The 22,220-nt window shown below is 42.3% G+C and carries 15 protein-coding genes; 3 read left to right on the top strand and 12 right to left on the bottom strand.

The window, feature by feature from the left end; translation table 11 throughout:
• Nucleotides 1-223: 223 nt before the first annotated feature.
• From QWZ17_RS28410 to proB, 5 genes are all read right to left on the bottom strand, one after another.
• Nucleotides 224-628 (bottom strand): hypothetical protein, encoded by a 405-nt coding sequence (locus tag QWZ17_RS28410; protein ID WP_290308741.1) that lies wholly within the window; start codon nucleotides 626-628, stop codon nucleotides 224-226.
• Nucleotides 629-730: 102 nt separating this feature from the next.
• Nucleotides 731-3,130: a type I DNA topoisomerase gene (gene topA / locus QWZ17_RS28405; RefSeq protein ID WP_290308740.1), complete on the bottom strand. Its 2,400-nt coding sequence runs from the start codon at nucleotides 3,128-3,130 to the stop codon at nucleotides 731-733.
• Between the two features lie 326 nt (nucleotides 3,131-3,456).
• Nucleotides 3,457-4,545 (bottom strand): tRNA 2-thiouridine(34) synthase MnmA, encoded by a 1,089-nt coding sequence (gene mnmA / locus QWZ17_RS28400; protein ID WP_290308739.1) that lies wholly within the window; start codon nucleotides 4,543-4,545, stop codon nucleotides 3,457-3,459.
• Nucleotides 4,546-5,701: 1,156 nt separating this feature from the next.
• The gene (locus tag QWZ17_RS28395; RefSeq protein ID WP_290308738.1) at nucleotides 5,702-6,949 is read right to left on the bottom strand and encodes a glutamate-5-semialdehyde dehydrogenase; all 1,248 of its coding nucleotides are present in this window, start codon (nucleotides 6,947-6,949) and stop codon (nucleotides 5,702-5,704) included.
• Nucleotides 6,950-6,952: 3 nt separating this feature from the next.
• Nucleotides 6,953-8,032 (bottom strand): glutamate 5-kinase, encoded by a 1,080-nt coding sequence (gene proB, locus QWZ17_RS28390; protein WP_290308737.1) that lies wholly within the window; start codon nucleotides 8,030-8,032, stop codon nucleotides 6,953-6,955.
• Nucleotides 8,033-8,337: 305 nt separating this feature from the next.
• Between proB and QWZ17_RS28385 the strand changes: the two genes are divergently transcribed.
• Nucleotides 8,338-11,286, top strand: coding sequence for a TonB-dependent receptor (locus QWZ17_RS28385; RefSeq protein WP_290308736.1), 2,949 nt, complete (start codon nucleotides 8,338-8,340; stop codon nucleotides 11,284-11,286).
• Between the two features lie 477 nt (nucleotides 11,287-11,763).
• Here the strand turns inward: QWZ17_RS28385 and QWZ17_RS28380 are convergent, their stop codons facing one another.
• The 7 genes from QWZ17_RS28380 to QWZ17_RS28350 form a co-directional block, all read right to left on the bottom strand.
• Nucleotides 11,764-12,474 carry a phosphoadenylyl-sulfate reductase gene (locus tag QWZ17_RS28380; protein WP_290308735.1) on the bottom strand — a complete coding sequence of 237 codons (711 nt, stop codon included), beginning with the start codon at nucleotides 12,472-12,474 and terminating at the stop codon, nucleotides 11,764-11,766.
• A gap of 2 nt (nucleotides 12,475-12,476) precedes the next feature.
• A complete protein-coding gene (locus QWZ17_RS28375; RefSeq protein ID WP_290308734.1) occupies nucleotides 12,477-13,985 on the bottom strand; it encodes a TSUP family transporter in 1,509 nt (502 codons plus the stop codon).
• Nucleotides 13,963-14,742, bottom strand: coding sequence for a uroporphyrinogen-III C-methyltransferase (gene cobA, locus QWZ17_RS28370; protein WP_290308733.1), 780 nt, complete (start codon nucleotides 14,740-14,742; stop codon nucleotides 13,963-13,965). The genes QWZ17_RS28375 and cobA overlap by 23 nt, the downstream gene beginning before the upstream one ends.
• Nucleotides 14,742-16,832 (bottom strand): ferredoxin-like domain-containing protein, encoded by a 2,091-nt coding sequence (locus QWZ17_RS28365; RefSeq protein WP_290308732.1) that lies wholly within the window; start codon nucleotides 16,830-16,832, stop codon nucleotides 14,742-14,744. Before QWZ17_RS28365 ends, cobA begins: the two co-directional genes overlap by 1 nt.
• Before the next feature lie 236 nt (nucleotides 16,833-17,068).
• Nucleotides 17,069-17,506, bottom strand: a complete 438-nt coding sequence (locus tag QWZ17_RS28360) for an RrF2 family transcriptional regulator (protein ID WP_290308731.1) — start codon at nucleotides 17,504-17,506, stop codon at nucleotides 17,069-17,071.
• A gap of 252 nt (nucleotides 17,507-17,758) precedes the next feature.
• The gene (locus tag QWZ17_RS28355; RefSeq protein WP_290308730.1) at nucleotides 17,759-18,037 is read right to left on the bottom strand and encodes an Rdx family protein; all 279 of its coding nucleotides are present in this window, start codon (nucleotides 18,035-18,037) and stop codon (nucleotides 17,759-17,761) included.
• Nucleotides 18,034-18,876, bottom strand: coding sequence for an MOSC domain-containing protein (locus QWZ17_RS28350; protein WP_290308729.1), 843 nt, complete (start codon nucleotides 18,874-18,876; stop codon nucleotides 18,034-18,036). Before QWZ17_RS28350 ends, QWZ17_RS28355 begins: the two co-directional genes overlap by 4 nt.
• Before the next feature lie 593 nt (nucleotides 18,877-19,469).
• Here QWZ17_RS28350 and QWZ17_RS28345 point away from each other — a divergent pair.
• Nucleotides 19,470-21,179 carry a GMC oxidoreductase gene (locus tag QWZ17_RS28345; protein ID WP_290308728.1) on the top strand — a complete coding sequence of 570 codons (1,710 nt, stop codon included), beginning with the start codon at nucleotides 19,470-19,472 and terminating at the stop codon, nucleotides 21,177-21,179.
• 136 nt (nucleotides 21,180-21,315) lie between these two features.
• On the top strand, nucleotides 21,316-21,957 hold the full coding sequence (locus QWZ17_RS28340) for a ThuA domain-containing protein (protein ID WP_290308727.1): 642 nt from the start codon (nucleotides 21,316-21,318) through the stop codon (nucleotides 21,955-21,957).
• Nucleotides 21,958-22,220: the final 263 nt, after the last annotated feature.

Genomic DNA, 22,220 nt, shown 5'->3' with positions numbered 1-22,220 from the left:
AATAGGTTTATTTATTTCATGAATGTATAAAATTTATAACAACAAATAATAGTTTGGGAATATTTTATGTGGTGAGTGGTTGATTAGGTTGATTAGGTTGATTAGGTTGATTAGGGCGCAATGCAATCGCCAGATACTTTGTTTTATTAATTTGAAAATAAATTGCCTAAAAAAACTGATTCACTGAAACTTACTCCAACTCAATCAACTACTAACCAAACCATCACAATATCATTACGCCGGGCTTATTGAGTACCGGCAGCTTTATAAAATTCATCTCGACGATACTTTCGGGCAGGAAAATGAACTTTTTATCATAAATATTGGTACCGATATAATAACTAAGCCAGTACTCGTTATTAAGACCGAAAGTTTGCTCATCAATCGGCTCTATCAATTTGTAGTTTTTGCCATCAACAACCGGGATCATGTGCCTTAAAACTGAGGTTTTTACCTGCTCGCCATTTTTTTCGCCGTAACCTTTTGAAGTGATTAGTACGTTTTCAATAGGCTCATCTTTGAGATTGATAAGATATACGTACCAGATTTTACTCTCAACACTTTCACGCTCCAAAGCAACTGCAATGGCTATGTCCTGTACGGTATTATCGGGGAGGTCTTTGATCATTTTTTTGTTATAAAGTTGGAATGTTGTAAGGTTGAAATGTTGTTTGGCAGTCCGATTAACAACAACTTTAAAACATTTCAACCTTACAACATTCCAACAACATTACTTCTTCTTAGCCGGAGCCTTTTTCTTGGCCGGCGCTTTTTTTGCAGCAGGTTTGGCGGCTGCTACCACGGTTTTACCAAAACGACCTTTCTTCGCATCTTTCGGCATGGCATCGGCTAAGGCCTTGCAATCCTCATAAGTAAGCGTTTGCGGGTCTTTATCCTTAGGGATTTTAACGTTTAACTTGCCAAACTCAATATACGGACCCCAGCGGCCGTTTAAAACTTTTACATCCGGGTCTTCGTCGAAAGACTTGATCAATTTTTCGGCATCTTTTTTACGCTTGGCCTCAATTAACTCAATAGCCTGCGCCTCCGTTACATCATGCGGATCAATATCTTTTGGTAAAGATACAAACGCGCTGTTATGACTAATATAAGGGCCAAAACGACCGATAGCCACCTTCATTACCTTGCCTTCATATTCACCAACTACTTTTGGCAGCTTGAACAGTTCAAGTGCGTCTTCAAGCGAAATGGTTTCAATACTTTGGCCGGCACGTAAACTGGCATAAGCTGGTTTATTTTCTTTATCATCGTCGGTAGCGCTTTCGCCTACCTGTACAAACGGGCCATAACGGCCAATACGTACCGATACTTTTTTGCCGCTTTCGGGATGAACGCCTAATTCACGTTCGCCGGTAGCTTTATCAGCGGTTTCTATGGTATTTTGAACTTCTTTATGGAAAGGGTTGTAAAAGTCGTGCAGCATGGCTGTCCACTCTTTCATGCCCTGTGCTATCTCATCAAATTGTTTTTCAACGCTGGCAGTGAAATTGAAATCAACAATATCAGTAAAATACTGAACCAGGAAATCATTTACCACCGCGCCAATATCGGTAGGGAATAGCTTACCACGCTCGGCACCGGTGTTTTCGGTTTTTTGTTCTTTGGTGATCTGACCGGCCTTTAAGGTTAATACCCTAAAGTTGCGTTGCTTGCCTTCGCGCTCTTCCTTAACTACATAACCACGGTTTTGAATAGTAGAGATGGTAGGTGCGTAGGTAGACGGGCGACCGATACCTAATTCCTCTAATTTTTTTACCAGGCTTGCCTCGGTATAACGCGCGGGCGGGCGAGAATAGCGCTCCGTTGCCGACATTTCCTGTAAAGCCAAACGTTGTCCGCGGGTTAAAGGCGGCAGCATAGCGTTTTCGCCGTCGGCTTGTGGTTCGTCCTCATCGTCCTGTGATTCCAGGTAAACTTTAAGGAAACCATCAAATTTCATTACTTCACCATTGGCAGTCAACTCATCTTTACGTGTTGAGATACTGATCTTTGCGGTAGTTTTCTCAAACTGTGCTTCGCTCATTTGCGACGCGATGGCGCGTTTCCAGATCAGTTCATACAAACGCTTTTCGTTTGATTCGCCGTTGATGGTATGGTTATTAAAATACGTTGGCCTGATAGCTTCGTGAGCTTCCTGGGCACTTGCATTTTTTGTTTTATATTTTCTTAGCTGATGATATTTATCGCCATAGGCTGATACTATTTCTTGCTGCGCTCCATTTAAGGCGGTATCTGATAAGTTTACCGAATCGGTACGCATATAGGTGATGTGTCCGGATTCATATAACCTTTGCGCCACCTGCATGGTGCGGGCGACAGAGTAACCCAGCTTACGGCTGGCTTCCTGCTGCAGGGTTGATGTGGTGAAAGGAGCGGCTGGCGAACGTTTGGCCGGTTTGGTTTCTAACGAACGTACATCAAAATCGGCACCTATACAATCCTGCAAAAACTTCTCCGCATCTTCCTGCTTGTCAAAACGCTCGGCAAGCTCGGCTTTAAAGGCCTCTCTACCTTTACCAAATATGGCCACTATTTTAAAAGCGGCCTCGGCGGTAAATTTATTTACCTCGCGTTCCCTGTCAACAATAAGTCTTACCGCTACAGATTGTACTCTACCGGCAGATAATGATGGTTTAACCTTTTTCCATAACACAGGAGAAAGTTCAAAACCTACCAATCTATCCAAAACACGGCGCGCCTGCTGGGCGTTTACCAGGTTGTAATCAATTTTGCGGGGGGTGTCAATAGCCTTTAATATAGCAGGCTTGGTGATCTCGTGGAAAACGATACGTTTGGTGGTTAGGTCTTTTAAACCTAAAGTTTCATATAAATGCCATGATATGGCTTCTCCCTCGCGGTCCTCGTCCGATGCCAGCCAAACCATTTCGGCTTCTTTAGCTAATTTCTTCAACTCGCTTACTACCTGCTTTTTATCGGCAGGTACCTCATATTTTTGAGCGAAGTTGTTACCTATGTCTATCGCATCTTCAGACTTTACCAAATCGCGGATATGGCCGTAGCTCGACTTTACAACAAAGTCACTACCAAGGTAGCCCTCGATGGTTTTGGCTTTCGCCGGAGATTCAACTATCAGTAAGTTTTTAGCCATTTAAGCAGTTATTTTTTGCAAATAAAACATAAAGTACCCGAAACACCAATTTGTTTTTGCTAAAGATGTTAGAAAGTTAGGAGGTTTGAATGTTGTAAAGTTGAAAAGTTGTAAGGTTTGTATGTTGAGAAGTTGGAATACCGGAAGGCTATAAAGTTGAAATATTAGAATGTTTAAGGTTTTAAAATTTGGATGAAATGATTAATATAACATAATACCTGCAAAGGTAACATCTCAACATTAAAACCCTCGAACAACAATTAACTACATTTGCAAAGCTAACATTACAACATTTCAACGTTACAACCTTCCAACAACGAGGAAAACTACATCAGGAAGCCACCACCTAACAAGTCGTTGCCTTCGTAGAAAACTGCCGACTGGCCCGGGGCTATGCCCGATACGTTATGATGAAAATCAACTTTCATATGCTCGCCCATTTGTATAATGCTGCTTGTTGCACCGGCATCTTTATAACGGATTTTGGTAATGGCTTCAATCGGCTCAGGGATACTGGCGTATTTAACCAGGTTAAGGTTTTTAACCCAAGCCTGTTTGCGTTCCAGTTCTTCGGCAGTACCTAAAACAACGGTATTAGTTACGGGATCAATTTTGGTGACAAACATGGGCTGGCCCAATGCAATACCTAATCCCTTACGCTGCCCAATGGTGTAGAACGGATATCCCTGGTGTTTGCCTACTATTTTGCCATCTGTAAGCACAAAGTTGCCTCCGGCTACACGTTCTTCCAAATCTTCAACTTTGTGTCTTAGAAACGATCTGTAGTCGTTATCCGGCACAAAGCAAATCTCATAGCTTTCGCTTTTGCCGGCAAGTTCAATCTGGCCCATATCCAAGGCCATTTGCCTGATCTCGGGTTTCGAAAAACTGCCTAAAGGAAATTTGGTACGGGCCAGGTTTTGTTGAGAAACGCCCCAAAGCACGTATGATTGATCTTTATTTTCGTCTTTACCTTTTGATATTACGTATCGGCCACTATCCTGTAAACGGATATTGGCATAATGTCCTGTTGCGATAAATTCGCAATCCAGCTTATCGGCGCGTTTTAATAACGCTTCCCATTTAATATGGGTGTTGCATAAAACACATGGGTTAGGGGTACGGCCAGCCAGGTATTCGTCAACAAAGTTATCTATTACAAAATCGCCAAACTCGTTGCGGATATCTAATATATAATGTGGAAAGCCATAACCTACAGCAAGCGCGCGGGCATCATTGATACTATCCAGGCTGCAACAGCCGGTTTCTTTTGAACTACCACCGCTTGAGGCATAGTCCCAGGTTTTCATGGTAAGGCCAATAACTTCATAGCCCTGCTCATGCAACATCACTGCTGCCACCGAACTATCAACACCACCACTCATTGCCACTAAGATTCTGCCATGCTTACTCATAATGGGCGCAAAGATACGGTTTTACGTTTGATGTTAATACGTGCGCGGGTCAGGAGAGGGTAAATTATACTTTGAAGTAATTGAGGTACTTGTATAGTTGTGGTTATTCGTTTTTTGAGGATTACGAATATTGTAAATCAATCTTCTTTAAACTTAACTTATGGTTAATTTACATTGTTATGCAATTTGTTATGGCTGCTATATGGAGTTTTAATTTATGAAATTTCAAGATCAGGAATCGTAGAAAACAACAAACGCCCATTGTAGTAACAATGAGCGCATGATTTTGCAGGGCTATTAATTAGGGATATTTAATCTTGTAATTAACAATAGCCTAACTCCTTTTATTAAGTCGTTGCTTAATATTTGAGTTAACGAGGATACCTACAACAGTACAGGCTACTAAGAGGTAAATCATAAAAATGTGCTCTGGCATATCTTTGGGTTTATATTTTTTATAAATGTAACAGGAATGATACAAATGTGTCAAGTATTTTGAAAAATAAATATCTAACCAATTAAGACTAAAAGTCAATAATAAGACTGGTGGAGATAATAATTATTTGCCTGGCTATTAGATTTATTTGGCTATCGTAACTTATACGACCAAAACAGTTATGACAATATTTTTTGACTATGAAAAGATGTAAGTGTAAGCATTGAGATCGAACGAATAAAAAATGCGCTTTTATGACGTTTTATAGCTAAAAACAGGTGATTTGAAACAGTGTTACACTAACACTGTTTTAATATTAAAACAGATTTATTGCCAAATATTTAAAGAATAAATGTAGGGTTGACTATTATAAAACAGTTTGCATCCTTTTATTAAAATAAACGTAAAAATGAAATAATCTATTGTAACATTCAGATTACAATATAAATTTGCTTTACCCTAATTAATTTAATAAAATGATAAGCCAATTAACGTTAGAACAGAAGTTGCAGGGGGTAATCCTGATGATCATTTGTTTTGTTGCCGTTGCTAACTATTTAGTTAAGTAATTTCAGTTTGCCGGAAACGAATAAGGTGCTTCAATCGAAGCACCTTTTTTTGTGGAGTAAAATTTATTTTTGTAGAGACGCAATATTTTGCGTCTTCTGCCTGCAAATCAAACATGCTGATTTGCGGTCTGTGAAATGTGAAATAAGATGCCTACGGGTTTCTTACCTGCCCATCGCCACGTACAACCCATTTGTAGCTGGTAAGTTCTTCCAGACCCATTGGGCCGCGGGCATGCAATTTTTGAGTACTTATCCCAATCTCGGCACCTAAACCAAACTGCGCCCCATCTGTAAAAGCGGTTGATACATTGGCGTAAACAGCCGCGGCATCTACGTCATTTAAAAAAGTGGCAATATTTTCCGCATCCTCTGATATGATGGCTTCGCTATGTTTAGAACTGTTGGTGGCGATATAAACTAAGGCTTCATTAAAATCGGCCACCGTTTTTACCGCCATTTTCATGGATAAAAACTCAGTTCCAAAATGTTCTGGTGTTGCGTGATGCAGTAGATTTTCCGGATAATCATTTTTTAGAGCCTGATAAGCATCTTCATCGGCAAAAATTTCTACCTGTTTTTCTTTCAGGACAGAAGCAAGTTGTGGCAAATCTGCCAGCCTGCCGGCATGAATAACCAAGCAATCCAACGCGTTGCATACGCTTACCCGGCGGGTTTTGGCATTGGCTATAATTTCGGCGCCTTTAGCCAAATCTCCCGACAAGTCAAAATAAGTATGCACTATCCCTGCGCCTGTCTCAATAACCGGCACCTTACTGTTATCTCTCACAAAATTAATAAGCGACTGGCTGCCGCGTGGTATCAGCACATCAACATAGCCTATGGCGCTCAATAAAGCGGCTGTGGCTTCCCGCTCGGCAGGAAGGAGGGTGACTACATTAACATCAATGTGATGTTTAGTTAAGACCTGGTGAATAACGGATATGATGGCGCGGTTTGAATGATCTGCATCGCTGCCGCCTTTTAATATGCTGATGTTACCTGTTTTAAAGCACAAGGCGAATACATCAAAGGTAACGTTGGGCCTTGCCTCATAAATTACGCCGATAACGCCCAGGGGGACTCTCACTTTAGTTATTGAAAGGCCGTTGGGCCGGTGTGTTTCTGAAAGCTGGTTACCCAGCGGGCTATCCAGGTTGGCTACGCTTACCATATCGCCGGCTATGGCCTCTATACGGGCGGCTGTAAGTTTTAGCCTGTCGTATTTAGGATCTTCAGGATTCATCAGGTCAAGATCCTTTTGGTTCTCGGCTAAAATATATGGCGTTTGCGCGATGGCTTCGGCAGCAACATCATTCAACACCTGGTTAATAAGGGCAGGGGCGAGGGTTGCTTTCCTGCCTGCAATTAAAGCGTTTTCAAAATAACTATTGTAATTCATGGCTTAGCCTTGTAAATAAAGATAATCATAATGCACCAATGGCTTCTGGTTTTTTTGGCCTATCCATTCGCGGGCCTTATCAGAGCCATATTCGGCAATACCAAGGCCTATTAGTTTGTGGCTGTCATCAACAAGCTTAATGATATCGCCTTTTTTAAATTCATTCAATACCTCAACAATGCCTATGGGAAGCAGGCTGGTAGCTTTATTGGAAACAAGCGCCGTTTTAGCGCCCTCGTTTACCTGGACCGAGCCAACTGCCGATTTCTCTGAATGAGCCAGCCATTTCTTTTTGCCTGATGCCGTTTTGTTGGGTATAAAGCGTGTATGGATTACTCTATTTTCCAATACATCTGTTAAGATATTATCGCGCGTGCCATTGGCAATGTGTACCGCAATGCCCAGTTGAGCCGTTTTTTGCGACATGGTCGATTTGGTAATCATACCACCGCGCCCAAACTGCGATTTGCCCGACGATACAAACTCTGCAAAATCAACAACTGAGCCGGCCACTTCCTCAATCACTGCCGATCCTTCTGCCTTAGGATCGCCATTATAAATACCGTCAACATTGGTTAAAACTATGAGAGCCTGCGCGTTCAGCATTGATGCAATGAGGCCGGCAAGTTCGTCGTTATCGGTAAACATCAATTCGGTAACCGATACTACGTCATTTTCATTAACCACCGGGATAACCTGGTGCTGTAGCAACAGGTCAAGACAGTTTTTCATGTTGAGGTAATGTAACCTGTCCCTGAAATCCTCGCGGGTTACCAATACCTGCGAACAAAGTATATCAAAGCTTTCAAAAAAATTAGCGTAGGTATTAATGAGCTTAACCTGCCCAATAGATGCCAATAGCTGCCGGGCTGCTACCGCATCATATTTTTCTGAAATGGTGATCAGGCTACGGCCAGATGCAACAGCGCCGGATGATACCAGGATTACTTCTTTCCCCTGTTTTTTAATGGCAGCGATCTGCCCGACTAAATGTTTGATCCGCGCCAGATCGGGCAGGCCGTTTTTTTGGGTAAGTACGTTTGATCCTATTTTTATAACTATACGCTGGTAATTGAAACACATTGGGCTTATACAGGTTGAACGCTCAATATTACGAATTTGAAGCCAAAAACCGGTTATGATGCAAAAATATATCCAGTAAAATGGTAGGGATTATAGAATTTTTGGTAAAACTATTGACAGTCAATAAATAATTTATATTTTTGTCGACTAATTCCATAGAGTATGTATAAAATTTACCCCTTTTTGTTATCTTCATTGTTGAATAAAGAAACCCATTCCATGTGTTGTTGTTGATTTGCACCCTCGCTTATACCTAAACCAGATAATCAACAAACATATATTAAAAAAATATTCTAACCTTTTTCATGAAGACTTTAATCAATTCTATAAAGCTTATTGTGCTTTTTCTTGTCCTTGTCCCGGCCATCGGCCACGCCCAACTTAATGGATCATATATATTAAGTGGTGTGGTAAAAGACGACCATGGTCAGCCACTTGTAGGTACTACCGTAAGCATCAAAGGCACTACAAATAGCACTGCGTCTGATAGTACCGGTAAATTTTCGCTAACTACCAGTGTTAAATTACCTTATACCCTGGTATTTACCGCGGTAGGGTTCCAGGCACAGGAGTTTTATATAAAAAACGCCAACAGTGCTCTAAATATCCAGTTAACCAGCCAAAACTTACTAATTAACGAGGTGGTAGTTACCGCATCGCGTAAGGAAGAGAAACTGCTTCGCTCGCCCGTTGCTATTGAAAAATTGAGCATCAACGCGCTGAAACAATCGCCTGGCCCAAGTTTTTACGATGCCCTGGAAAACGTAAAGGGTGTGCAAATGACCACTACCAGTATCACACTTAAAGTGCCTAACACACGTGGCTTTAACAGCCCAAACAACTTTAGGTTTATGCAATTGGTTGATGGTGTTGATATGCAATCGGCAACGTTAGGTGTACCGCTTGGTAACGCCATTGGCCCAACGGAGTTGGATATCGCCAGCATTGAGATTACCCCCGGTGCTGCCGCTGCATTATATGGCACTAACGCTATTAACGGTTTATCAAACCTTACTACCAAAGATCCTTTCAAATACCAGGGCCTTAGTTTTTATCACCGCGAAGGCTTAAACCATGTTGGTAATGACCGCCTGGGTGCAAGCACCATGACAGAAGATGCTTTGCGTTATGCCAAAGCGTTTAACAACAAATTTGCGTTTAAACTGAATGTGAGCTACCTGCAAGGAAAAGACTGGCAATCAGATACCCGTAAGGATCAAAACCCATACAATCTTAAAACAGCCAACCCTGCGTTCCCGGCAGTATCCGGTACAGATAACCCGGCATACGATGGCTGGAACAAGTATGGTGATGACGCCCTTGCTGGTAGTAACACCGTGGTTGTAAAAGGCCTTACCGTAGATGGCAAAGCAATGCCAGGCCTTACCGTTGCCCGTACCGGTTATAACGAAGTTGACCTGGTTAACCCTAAGGTTACCAACTTAAAGTTAGATGGTACATTATCTTACAAGTTAACACCTAATACGATATTATCTTACACTTACCGTTATGGCAGATTAGATGGTGTTTTTCAACGTGGTAACAAAATTTCATTGCAGGGTGCTACCGTGCAAAACCACAAAGTGGAGTTAAAAGGTAAAGAGTTTTTAGTACGTGCTTATGAGTCTATCGAAAATACCGGCAATTCATTCAACGTAAAACCACTGGCCGATAACCTTGATCTTAACCATGCCAGCAACTCGGCCTGGGGTACAAGCTTTAAAAACGCAATTACCGCTTATGGTAATGCACATGGTGGTTTAACATCGGCCAACTTTGGCGCGGCAGAAGAGGCAGCGAGAGCAGCAGCAGATGCCGGTCGTGTTGAACCGGGTACGCCTGCGTTTGATGCTTTAAGAAAAACCATTATCGGCATCAATAACTGGGATATTAAATCCAGCCTGATTCCTAATGCCCCGGTTACAGGTGGCGCGGCCTTAATCCAAAAAAGTCATTTATACAACGCTGAAGCCCAATGGGATTTAACAAACAAGGTTAAAGTAGTTGACCTTTTAGTAGGTGGCGACGTGCGCGTGTACAGCATTACTCCGGATGGAAACAACTTTGTTGACTTTACCCGCCCGATTGCCGACAGAAATACACCTTTAGCTGATGGAACCTTTGGTAAAGATGTGATCTACAAAAAATATGGTGCCTTTACACAGATTACCAAAACTTTCTTTGATGAAAAACTGAAATTATTTGGTTCCGTAAGATGGGATTATAACCCGTATTTCGATCCTAAATTTACTCCACGTTTGGCGGCGGTTTATTCCATAAATGAAAACCATAACTTTAGGTTCACCTTCCAGAATGGTTACCGTTTCCCATCATTATTTGAGGCCTTATCTTACGTAAACAACGGTCGTGTAAAAAGGGTAGGTAGCTTACCTTTCATTAACGACGGTTTGGGTTACTTGAACAACAGCTATACGCAAACATCTGTAGTTGCATTTAACGCCGCGGTTAACGCTGCAGGAGGCACAGACCAGGTTGCCCTTGCTAACAGAAACTTATTACAAAAAGCCGATTTGCCACCAGCACGCCCAGAGCAAATTACTTCATACGAAGTTGGTTACAAAGGCATTGTTGCCGATAATAAGGTTTTCATTGATATTGATGCCTATACAAACCGCTACAACGGCTTTTTGGGCCAGGTACAGGTGTTTGTGCCAAACGGTGTTAACGTTGGAACTGACGCGGCTGTATTAGCCATGCTTGACGTTAACCGCGACCCAACTACCGGTACATCAAGCAACGCCGCCAGCCAGGGACAGGCACGTTACCGTGTGTATACTAACGCCAAAAACATTTATAATAACTACGGTTCATCGGCAGGGATCAGCTACAACTTTTATAAAAGATATACGGTATCTGGTAACGTGAGCTTCAACAAGTTAAAGGCTCAATCTAAATCGGATATTTTCGTTACCGGTTTCAACACGCCGGAATGGTCGGGCAACGTATCTTTTGGTAACCGCGAGGTTGCTAAAAACGTAGGTTTCAATGTGGTGTACAAATGGCAGCAATCATACCTGTGGGAAAGCCCACTGGTTACCGGCAACGTACCAGCTATAGGCACGTTTGATGCGCAGGTTACTTACCACGTACCTGCTTACTATGCAACATTTAAAGTAGGCGCAAGCGACATATTCAACAAGCGTTATTACCAGTACGCTGGCGGCCCAACTATCGGTGGCTTATACTACATATCGGTTACTTTAGATGGTTTGTTAGCCGGCAACAACAAATAAGTAGCTTTTTAATACGTTTTTCATATTTAGTTTTGAGGCGGATAGGGATAAAACCTTATCCGTCTTTTTTTTGACATGATTTAAGGAGTTGGCGGGATTTACAGGACGAGACATTTTGGATAATCGATGTAGAGGTTATATGTAAGACAGCTTAGGAGAATACAACCATGTTTCAAGAATCGCTTTTAGGATTATAATCCGCTAATTTAGGCTAAAGCCGCCTTTATGATTATTTTTATTAACCGTTGGCTAAAGCCAAAACGGCAATGAATTAAAAAAAATCAGACTTGAAAGTTATTTGAAAACTCATTGCCGTCTCATTTATGGGGCGAAAAAAAGCAATGAGCAAGGTGGGTGGCTTTAGCCAAACTAAGCGCTGTATTTTTAAAATAGATATCTCCTAAATTTAAAAAAAATAAAAAGCCGCCTGTATCAAATGCAAGCGGCAAAAATTTTGTTAAATCCTTAAATCGTGTTTTATTTAGCCGCAACCTCATGCAGCCCGCATTCTTTTTTGGATTGATCTTCCCACCACCAGCGGCCGGCTCTAAAATCTTCGCCTTCGGCTACAGCACGTGTGCAAGGCATACAGCCGATGCTCGGAAAGCCCTTATCATGCAATGAGTTATAAGGAATGTTATATTGTTTGATATACGCTTTAACATCATCCAAAGTCCAGCTAAAAATGGGGTGGAATTTTACCAGGTTGTTTTGCTCGTCGTATTCCACATCATGCATATCATGGCGGTTAACAGATTGATCTGCACGAATGCCGGTAATCCATAACTTATTGCCTTTTAACGCGCGTTTTAGCGGCTCTATTTTACGGATACCGCAGCACTCTTTACGGTTCTCTACCGATTCGTAAAAGCTGTTAGGGCCTTTAGTGCTCACCATTTGCTCCAGCAAATCCTGGTTAGGATAATAGGCGTGAATCGGCTGTTTATACCTATCCATAGTACTGCTCCAAACCGAGTAAGTTTCGCGGAAAAGCCTTCCGGTTTCCAGCGTGAAAACTTTGATAGGCAATTTGTTGGCGAAGATCATGTGACTAATCACCTGGTCTTCCCAGCCAAAGCTGGTAGAAAATACAATTTCGCCGGGGAAAAGGTTGGCCAGCTTGGCCAATGCTTCAACAGGGCTAAGGCCAGCTATGGAAGCTTTTACTTGTTTTGCTAACTCGTTCATATTTACAGCACCTTCATTAAAAACAACGCAATAGCCCTGATACTGATAAGGATAACAATAACCGATACCGACACCATAATTGTTTTTGTTGATATTTTATTTGATATTTTGGCAGCTATAGGCGAAGCCAGCGCGCTACCAAGCACCAGGCCCGCAACCGCCTGCCAATGACTACTGCTTACCAAAGCAATAAACGTGATTGATCCGGCTATTGCCACAAAAAAGCGCGACAACTTTACAGTGCCTAAGCAAAATATAGGGCTGCGGCCACCTGCTATTAAAGTTGATAATACGATTGAGCCCCAACCACCACCGCCAACAGCGTCAATAAAACCACCGCCTAAACCAAGCAACGAGATCCGTTTTACTTTATCGGCAGATTTTTTTTTCTTGATATTGAAAGCTTTGGAAAGAATAACAAATCCCAATATCAATGTATATACCGATACTACAGGTTTGGTATACATGCTATAATGCTCAAGCGACGATAGGATGGTAGCGCCCGAAACGGCTCCCAGCACACCGGGCAAAACCAATAGCCAAAATAATTTCCAGTTAATATTACCCATACGGTAGTGCATCCAGCCGGCAATGCCGCAACTCATAATTTCTGAAAGGTGAACACCCATACTGGCCGAAGCGGGAGGGATGCCCATTGATAATGAAAATGTAGTTGTTGTAACTCCATAGCTCATGCCTATAGCACCATCAATCATGGCAAACACAAAGCCGGCACCCAGGAAATAATAAAATTGTGGGTTAACACCTTCGATAAAAGTTTTAAAAGCGGGTTCTTTAATGTAAAGCGCAGTTACCACAATTGCTATAGAGACAATAATAGTAGACCAAATAAGCCATATGAAGTTTTTGATTACTGCCGATTTAGGTTCTACCAATACTTTGGTTACACTATTTAATCTTTTTACTTTATCCGCGAAATCGCCGCTAAGTGTTTCTCTTAACTCGCTCATTTGCTGTAGGGTGGTGTCTAACTCTTCGGGTAGGCTTTCATTTAAAACCTCTTTAAGACGCTTAGCTACAGTTGGGGATTTACCATTGGTAGAAATTGCCAGTTTGAGGTCGCCTTTTTTAACTATTGATCCTAAGTAAAAATCACATAGTTCAGGTTTATCAGCTACATTAATCAGCAACTTACGGTCGTGGGCCGATTGGCGTACATATTTATTCAGTTCACTATCGTTAGTAGCTGCTATAACTACCTCGGCGGTGTTAAGGTCATAGTCGGTAAATGATTTCTGGATAATGTTAAGTCCCTCATATTTAGCGGCAAGTTCATGAATCTCGGGCAAAAAGGTTTTTGAGATGATAGTAACCTTTGCATGGTTGCTATTGTTGAGTATTGCCGTAAGTTTTTCAAGGCCCACATTGCCGCCGCCTACCAAAACCGTATGCAGGTTATTAAGCTTCAGAAATACCGGGAACAATTGATTGCCGCCAATCTCTTCGTGCTCAATTTTAGCTAAACTTTTATCCCTGGGCAACAACGTCATAGATGTCTGTAATCAATTTATATTTCGGGTGTAGGGACACTACTTCGCCCAGCACAATAATGGCGGGCGAACCAATTTTGTTTTCTTTGGCGGCCTCAACTATGGTATCAACAGTTGCAATAACAACCTGCTCATTTACAGTTGTTCCGCTCTGAATAACGGCTACTGGTAACTTGGTTTTACCTTCAGCTTTGAAGATTTCTGTTATTTCGGCAAGTTTATTGATTCCCATTAGCACAACCACGGTAGCCCGGCTGCGGGCAGCATCGTAAATATCAGGAGAAACTTTTCCGTTAGATATAGTACCTGTTACTACCCAAAAGCTTTCGCTTAAACCACGGTGGGTAACCGGAATATTTTGTAACTCTGCAACCGCGATAGAGCTTGAAATACCGGGAATAACCGTAGCAGGAATATTAAAAGACGCTGCAAAATCTAACTCTTCAAATCCACGACCAAACACAAAAGGATCGCCGCCTTTAAGACGAACTACATGACCATAGTTCAGAGCATAATCAACCATCAGTTTATTTACCGCATCCTGCGAGTACGTATGATCGCCCGAACGTTTACCTACAAACACCTTTACAGCACCCGTTGGAGCATATTCCAGTAACTCTTCGTTAACCAAAGCATCGTACAAAACAACATCGGCAGTTTTAAGGGCTTTGATTGCCTTTACCGTAATTAGATCGGCATCACCCGGACCCGCACCCACCAGTGTTATTTTAGATTCTTTCAAATTTTTATCAGTCATTATTGAACCAATGCCTCTCTCTTATCCTTACTCTTATTCAAAAACTCAGTTGCTTGCGCCAGGTAGGCAGTTGCAAATTCTTCCGATGGTTCGTTTTGATTGATTTGCAAAACCAGATCGTTAAAAGTTCCTTGCAGTTCAAATTCACCGGTAGCGATATACTGCGCATCAAACTCTTTGATAATTCCCGATTGTGTGCTGCTGTTGATGCCTTTATCTAACAGCAAAGCCTTAGCCGAACTGATAAATACATTATAAGAATGGTAAATAGCATCAGACCAGTTACCCAATTGGTATGAGCCATTGGCCCAGCCCATTTTTTCTTCCGATTCAAACAATAGGGTAGCAACCAGATCTATCACTACACCGGCGCACTCGCCAACACCTATAGCGGTAACAAAAGTTTCCTGGTGGCCCCAGTCAACAAATTCATCTTCGGTAAGGGTGGTTAAATCGGCGAGTGGTTTTAGTAAGCGGTAAAAATAATCTTTACCCTGCCTGTCGTAATAAGCGTGGAAGGTTTCTCCCTCTGGAGAAAGCGCTTTATAGTCATCCAATACAGATCTTAACACATCAGTCGCCCTTTTTGAAGGTACTTTAATTACGCGCTCGGCCGCACGACCAACGCCATCCCCAACAGTACCGCCACCCAACATTACCTGAACCGAAGGTAAAACCTTTGTGCCGGCTTTTAATGAGCTGCCATGGAAACCAATATGCGCCAAACCATGCTGACCGCATGAGTTCATACAACCGCTTATTTTGATTTTAATTTCGCGGTTAAATATAAATTCTTCGTATTCGTTATAGATTAAATCTTCCAATACGCGGGCCATGGTCATGCTGTTGCTGATACCCAGGTTACAGGTATCGGTACCGGGGCATGTGGTAACATCGGCAACGGTATCAAAACCCGGGGCTGCCAGTTCAAGCTTAGCCAAGCCTTCGTATAGTGATGGCAAGGCCTCTTTGCGTACAAATTTTAATAACAAGCCCTGGTTTTGGGTTATCCTGATTTCGTTGGCTACCAAAGGTTCTAAAACCTTAACCAACTCGCGGGCTGTATCAGATGAAATATCGCCTACAGGCACTTTAATGTATACGCCGTAAAAGCCTTTTTGCTTTTGTTCAAAAACGTTTGTTGCCAGCCACTGTTCGTAACGGAACGGGTTGCTGATGCTTACTTCTGCAAAGGCGGTTTCTGTTGCTGGCTCTGGCTGTGGTACGGCATCCCTGTTAACTGGATAGCTTTTTACTTTAATGGCAGTGCGTTCAATTTTTGCAAGGCGTAATACTTCATCCAACCCTAATTTTTGGATCAGGTATTTCATGCGGGCCTTGTTACGGTTATTACGCTCGCCGTAACGGTCAAATACACGAATGATAGCCTCTATGTAAGGGATCAATTGATCCTCTGGTAAAAACTCTTCAACTATGCTGGCCAATAGCGGCTGGGCACCAAGGCCACCACCCAACATGATTTTGAAACCACGGTCGCCATTAGCGTTTATTTTAGGGATAGCGCCGATATCATGTATGTAGGAAAACGCCGTATCAACATCGCTTGACGAAAATGAGATTTTAAATTTACGACCCATTTCCTGGCAAACCGGGTTACGCAAAAAATACTCAAAAGTAGCATGCGCGTATGGCGAAACATCAAATGGCTCCTGCGGATCAATACCGGCAGAAGGGGAGGCAGTAACATTTCTAACGGTGTTACCGCAAGCTTCACGCAAGGTAATATCATCCTGTTCCAGTTTTGCCCAAAGCTCCGGGGTACGATCAAGGCTTACATAGTGAATCTGGATATCCTGGCGGGTGGTAAGGTGCAGGTTGCGGCTTCCATACTCGTCAGATATATCGGCAATTTTTAATAACTGCTTAAATGTTACTTTACCAAAAGGCAATTTGATGCGTACCATTTGCACGCCAGGCTGGCGCTGGCCATAAACACCACGGGCCAGACGTAAACTCCTGAACTTTTCATCATGTATTTTACCCTCGCGAAAAGCCCTGATCTTTTTTTCAAGATCAATAATATCCTGCTCAACAATAGGGTTCTCCAGCTCTGTTCTGAAGCTTTGCATATGCTATATTTTAGTCGGTTACAAAAAAGCCCCTTTGGCATTGGCTAAAGAGGCGTATAAGGTTCAATACATAACTATAATGAGCCCTTACCGCCTGCGTAGCAGCAACGTTGACACATATAAAAGCCAGTATTAATTGAAATATTCATGTTTGTTCTCCAAATATATACATAGTATAGGGAAATGGTAGAATTTAATTGAAAATAACGGCTATTTTACAGTTTGATGAGAAATTTTTAAGTACGAACGATGAGCGATTGCTCGCGCGAAATGATATCGGCAATGCTTGTTTCGCTCAGGATTTTAAGGGTAGCATCCCGTACATCAACAAACACATCACGAATGCCGCAGGTAGTTTCCTGGTGACATTCCTCGCATTTGTGGTAAAAATTTAAACTGGCGCAGGGCACCATAGCGATAGGCCCGTCCGTGATACGCATAATGCTTACCAGGAATATCTCCTTAGGATCGCGGTTAAGGCTGTAACCGCCTCCGGCACCTTTTTTACTGTACAGGAAACCCGCGTTGCGTAAATCGAGCAGGATTTGCTCCAGGAACTTCTTGGGGATACGTTCGGCCTCAGCGATCTTTGAAATTTGCATAGGTGGCTGATCCATATTTTTACCCAGGATCACCAGTGCTTTAATAGCGTACTTAGTCTTTTTGGAAAGCATTTTCTAAAATAAAACTTACAAAGTTAAACAATATTAAATAAAAATATCCACTAATACTATAGAGTACCACTATACTATATTATTTACCTTTTTTATTGCTGTTCATTTTAAGCTTTTTTCAAAATGCATTAAAATGGTGTTGTTTTTACACGGATAAACCAACACTTACTGCATTTTATTTACAAATTATATGTGTTAAATCTTATTTTGTAGAAAAATACGCAACGTTAATTCGATTTTATTGCCGAAATTCTATTTTTTATCGGAATGCCCCAAGCTTTTTTCTGGATTAACTTTATCGCGCACCAGTTGTTTTAGCTCCTTTATTTCGGGAAAGCGGCCTTCCCTTTTCCGATCGAATAAAATATCGTCATTTACACTGATGGTATATCTACCGTTAATTTCGCTGGGGTGGAGGGTTACACCGTATACATCATCGGTAAAAGTTGTAAGTAGTTCCTGTGCCATATACGCCGCGCGCATCATCCAGCCGCATTTAGGGCAATATTCAATGGTTATGATTGGCTTCATGCTGATAAGGGTTTACGTTCAACAATAAATCTTTCTTCGTTATGGGTGGTTAAAGGCATAAGCTCGTCGCCAACGGTAATAACCCCATCGCCCTCATGAACCAGATTTTGACCAAAAAGAATTTTGTTGTTTTTAAAACGGTATTTGGCCAGCGTTTTTAAGGGTTCTTTAGCTTTGGTTCCGGTTTGCTGGTCAATAGTTGTCATGATGCAGCGGGCGCATAACTTGGCACCGTAAAAATCAATACCAGCAATTTTAATATGGTTCATTACGTCCTCAGCAAAAGCATCACCACCGGTAAATACAATATTGGGCCTGAACCTATCCATCGGCAAAGCCTCAGGCAACCGCTTGTTCAAATCGTCAAGAGATGCTTGCCCTATTAATAAAAAAGGGTAGGCATCTGCAAAAGAAGTGATCATGCCAGGCTGGGCGTAGCGTTGGTCAACTTCGCGTTCGCTGTCATCGGGCATATAAATAAGGCGGCAGGGGATGTCTAAAGTAATGCTAAACCATTTGTCAAGCTCATCGCTCACATAAACGCCCATGCAAGTATCATCCCAGATGGCAACATTATGTTTACTATCGGCATTGTAATCAAAAGGTATTTTTATTGATCCATTGGCTTCATGAGAAACCAGTAAACCATCGCTTCGTACTGCTACCTTAATTAAGGCCATTTGAAAATGCTCCCTTTGAGTAAGGAACCTGTTTTGACTGTCAACCAACATCCAGCGCCTGTCATACTTAAACCCGCGACTGGTAACCTCGGCCGATTTTACCGAAATGCCCGCTAATGATTTAATAGGATAGATGAAGAGTTCGCTTACCTGTAGCATGGTGTAAAAATAAGGAAAAAAGTAAGCCTCACCTAAACGGCAAAGCCTTCATGAGTGCTATAATAAATTAAATACGAATAATCCTCTCCAAAGGAGAGGGTTTTTGATTTGCATGGTGTTTTTTTTGTAAACGCTGAATTTTGAAAGTCGTCTTCTTATCACCCAGTTAGTTTTTTTTACTCCCTCTCCTTTGGAGCTACTGTGTGTACACATCTTTTTTAATAAAGAAAAATGTCATTTCGAACGAGCAAGGGTAGGGAAAGGTGGGGCGCGAGGAGAAACTATCTCTTGAGCGCAGCGAAAAATCTTATACGATTTGCATGGCAGAGTGTCCATTTTTAGAAGATTTCTCCTTACCTCCGGCGCGCAATCCCACCCTGGTTCGTTCGAAATGACAACGTTTTTTATTTATGTGTTAAAAAGTAAAAGATGTGTACACACAGTAGCTCCTTTGGAGAGGGCCGGGGTGAGGCTTGTTCTCAATCGATTGCATTTTTATTTTCAATTCATTGCTTTAGTAAATTTTAATTGATAATATTGTTTTATCCAATTGCTAAACCATTTCTTGAATTACATAACCAATTAGCGAAATTATGCCATTAAACAACGTGAGCGGCAGCGCAAAAGCCGGTAATACTTATGATGCTATTGTTATAGGCTCGGGTATCAGCGGCGGCTGGGCGGCTAAAGAATTAACCGGACGAGGACTTAAAACCATTATGCTTGAACGCGGACGCAACTTTGAGCACATTAAGGATTACAAAACCGCAGGCAAAGATCCCTGGGATTTTGAGCACCGCGGGGCGGTAACGCAGGCGCAGCGTAAAGAACGGCCGGTTATATCAAGAAACTGGGGAGCACAGGAAGCTATCATGGATTACTGGGTTGATGAGCAGCAGGCACCCTATCACGAGGTAAAACCCTTTAACTGGTGGCGATCATACCAGTTAGGTGGCCGCTCAATTTTATGGGGCCGGCAAAGCTACCGTTGGAGCGATTTTGACTTTGAAGCCAACGCCAAAGACGGCTGGGCTATTGACTGGCCTATCCGCTATAAGGATTTAGCACCCTGGTATGATCATGTAGAGAAATTTGCAGGTATCAGCGGATCGTTAGAAGGCCTGCCACAGTTGCCTGATGGTCATTACCTGCCGCCCATGGATATGAATTGGGTTGAAAAAGACGTTGCCGAGCGGATCAAGAAAAATTACAATGGTACAAGGCACATGATCATCGGTCGTGCCGCTAACTTAACAGCCGCTATACCTGGGCGTACTAAATGCCAGTTTAGGAACAGGTGTTGGGAGGGATGTCCTTTTGGTGGATATTTTAGCACGCAATCATCAACTTTACCCGCAGCTTTGGCTACCGGGAATTTAACAGTGAGACCATACTCCATAGTAACCAAAATCATTTACGATAAGGACACCCAAAAAGCCAAAGGTGTAGAGGTGCTTGATGCCGAAACCAATAAAACCTATGAGTATTACGCCAAAATTGTGTTTGTAAATGCTTCGGCGTTAAATAGCGCCTGGGTCTTGATGAACTCGGCAACTGACGTATGGCCCGATGGACTGGGCAGCAGCAGTGGTGAACTTGGCCATAATATTATGGATCACCATTATAATTTAGGGGCATCGGGCACGGTAGATGGTTTTGAAGATAAATATTATTATGGTCGCCGGGCTAACGGAATTTATGTTGTAAGGTTTGCAAACCTGTTTGGCGATAAACGCGATTACCTGCGCGGTTTTGGCTACCAGGGCGCTGCAAGCCGGACAGGCTGGAGCAGGGAAATTGCCGAAATGAACATCGGCGGTCAATATAAAGATGTCATTACCGAACCTGGTGGCTGGCAAATAGGCATTGGTGGTTTTGGCGAGTTATTGCCTTATCACGATAACAAGATTACCCTAAATAAAACACTTAAGGATAAATGGGGCCTGCCTATTTTATCGATGGATGCCGTAATCAGGGATAACGAACTGAAAATGCGGGTTGATATTGTTAAAGAAGCAAAGGCCATGTTAGAAAGTGCCGGGGTTAAAAACATCGAAACCCATGATAAAGGCCATAATATAGGTGATGGCATCCACGAAATGGGTACCGCGCGTATGGGGCGCGATCCAAAAACTTCGGTATTGAACGAGCACAACCAGGTTTGGGACGCTAAAAACGTATTTGTTACCGATGGCGCGGCCATGACCTCATCGGCCTGCCAAAATCCATCGTTAACCTATATGGCTTTAACTGCCCGCGCAGCTAATTTTGCAGCTGATGAATTGAAGAAAAGGAATTTGTAGGGGGGACTATGGGATTATTAGACTATGAGACAAAAGACTGTTAGACAAAAGATAAAAAATGAGAACTAAATATAATTTGTTACTGTGTGGGTTTGTTTGCTTGCTCAGTTTAAGCGCAACAGCCAAAACTAAAGTCTTGATATTTTGCAAAACGGCGGGATTTCATCATAACTCAATAGCCGTGGGCGTCCCTGCCATTATGAAGTTGGGGGCCGAGAATGGGTTTGATGTGGATAGTACTACCAATGCCGAAAAATTTACAACAGCTAATTTAAAACAGTACGCGGCTGTGATATTTTTGAGTACCACAGGCGATGTTTTAAATGATACCGAGCAGGCGGCTTTTGAAAGTTATATTAAAGCGGGTGGCGGCTTTGTTGGCGTGCATGCCGCTACAGATACAGAGTATGATTGGCCATGGTATGGTAAACTGGTTGGCGCTTATTTTAAAAGTCACCCAAAACAACAGGAGGCTACGCTGCATGTGGTCGACCGTGATTTTATTGCTACGAAACACCTGCCTGAAGACTGGAAACGTTTTGATGAATGGTATAACTACAAATGGATTGGTGATGATTTGCACGTGCTGATCAAGATAGACGAGAAAAGCTACACCGGCGGCGAAAATGGCGATAATCATCCCATGGCCTGGTATCACAGTTTTGACGGCGGCAGGGCTTTTTATACCGAATTAGGTCACACCGATGAATCATATGCTGATCCTTTATATTTGAAACACCTGTTGGGCGGTATTCAGTATGCAATAGGGAAGAAGTAATTGTCTGAATCAGAATTTACAGAATTTTAGAATTAGCAAAATAAAAAAAAACTCCCGCTAACTAAACTCCCGCGAGCTTTCAGCTCGTGGGGAAAGTTGGGTGCAGCTTGTAGCTGCCCTGTAATGTCAGGCTTAGAATTAAACGGAAGCTAAAAGCTTCTGCCAGTTTTACCCACGAGTTACGCTAACGCTAACCTTGCGGGAGTTGAGATTTTATACAGGATAAGCAATTCTGCCAATTCTTAAATTTGGCAAATTCTGAT

The sequence above is a fragment of the Mucilaginibacter flavus genome (assembly GCF_030409315.1).
GTDB lineage: Bacteria > Bacteroidota > Bacteroidia > Sphingobacteriales > Sphingobacteriaceae > Mucilaginibacter > Mucilaginibacter flavus.
The sequence above is the reverse complement of the archived record's forward strand: the minus strand, read 5'-3'. Positions and strand labels throughout refer to the sequence as shown.

Excerpts from the sequence above, each read along its gene's own strand:
- QWZ17_RS28355 (WP_290308730.1), bottom strand. The coding sequence starts at position 18,037 with ATGAAGCCAATCATAACCATTGAATATTGCCCTAAATGCGGCTGGATG.
- QWZ17_RS28395 (WP_290308738.1), bottom strand. The coding sequence starts at position 6,949 with ATGAATTACAATAGTTATTTTGAAAACGCTTTAATTGCAGGCAGGAAA.
- QWZ17_RS28375 (WP_290308734.1), bottom strand. The coding sequence starts at position 13,985 with ATGACGTTGTTGCCCAGGGATAAAAGTTTAGCTAAAATTGAGCACGAA.
- QWZ17_RS28365 (WP_290308732.1), bottom strand. The coding sequence starts at position 16,832 with ATGCAAAGCTTCAGAACAGAGCTGGAGAACCCTATTGTTGAGCAGGAT.
- QWZ17_RS28350 (WP_290308729.1), bottom strand. The coding sequence starts at position 18,876 with ATGCTACAGGTAAGCGAACTCTTCATCTATCCTATTAAATCATTAGCG.
- mnmA (WP_290308739.1), bottom strand. The coding sequence starts at position 4,545 with ATGAGTAAGCATGGCAGAATCTTAGTGGCAATGAGTGGTGGTGTTGAT.
- QWZ17_RS28385 (WP_290308736.1), top strand. The coding sequence starts at position 8,338 with ATGAAGACTTTAATCAATTCTATAAAGCTTATTGTGCTTTTTCTTGTC.
- QWZ17_RS28410 (WP_290308741.1), bottom strand. The coding sequence starts at position 628 with ATGATCAAAGACCTCCCCGATAATACCGTACAGGACATAGCCATTGCA.
- cobA (WP_290308733.1), bottom strand. The coding sequence starts at position 14,742 with ATGACTGATAAAAATTTGAAAGAATCTAAAATAACACTGGTGGGTGCG.
- QWZ17_RS28345 (WP_290308728.1), top strand. The coding sequence starts at position 19,470 with ATGCCATTAAACAACGTGAGCGGCAGCGCAAAAGCCGGTAATACTTAT.
- QWZ17_RS28360 (WP_290308731.1), bottom strand. The coding sequence starts at position 17,506 with ATGCTTTCCAAAAAGACTAAGTACGCTATTAAAGCACTGGTGATCCTG.
- QWZ17_RS28380 (WP_290308735.1), bottom strand. The coding sequence starts at position 12,474 with ATGAACGAGTTAGCAAAACAAGTAAAAGCTTCCATAGCTGGCCTTAGC.
- topA (WP_290308740.1), bottom strand. The coding sequence starts at position 3,130 with ATGGCTAAAAACTTACTGATAGTTGAATCTCCGGCGAAAGCCAAAACC.
- proB (WP_290308737.1), bottom strand. The coding sequence starts at position 8,032 with ATGTGTTTCAATTACCAGCGTATAGTTATAAAAATAGGATCAAACGTA.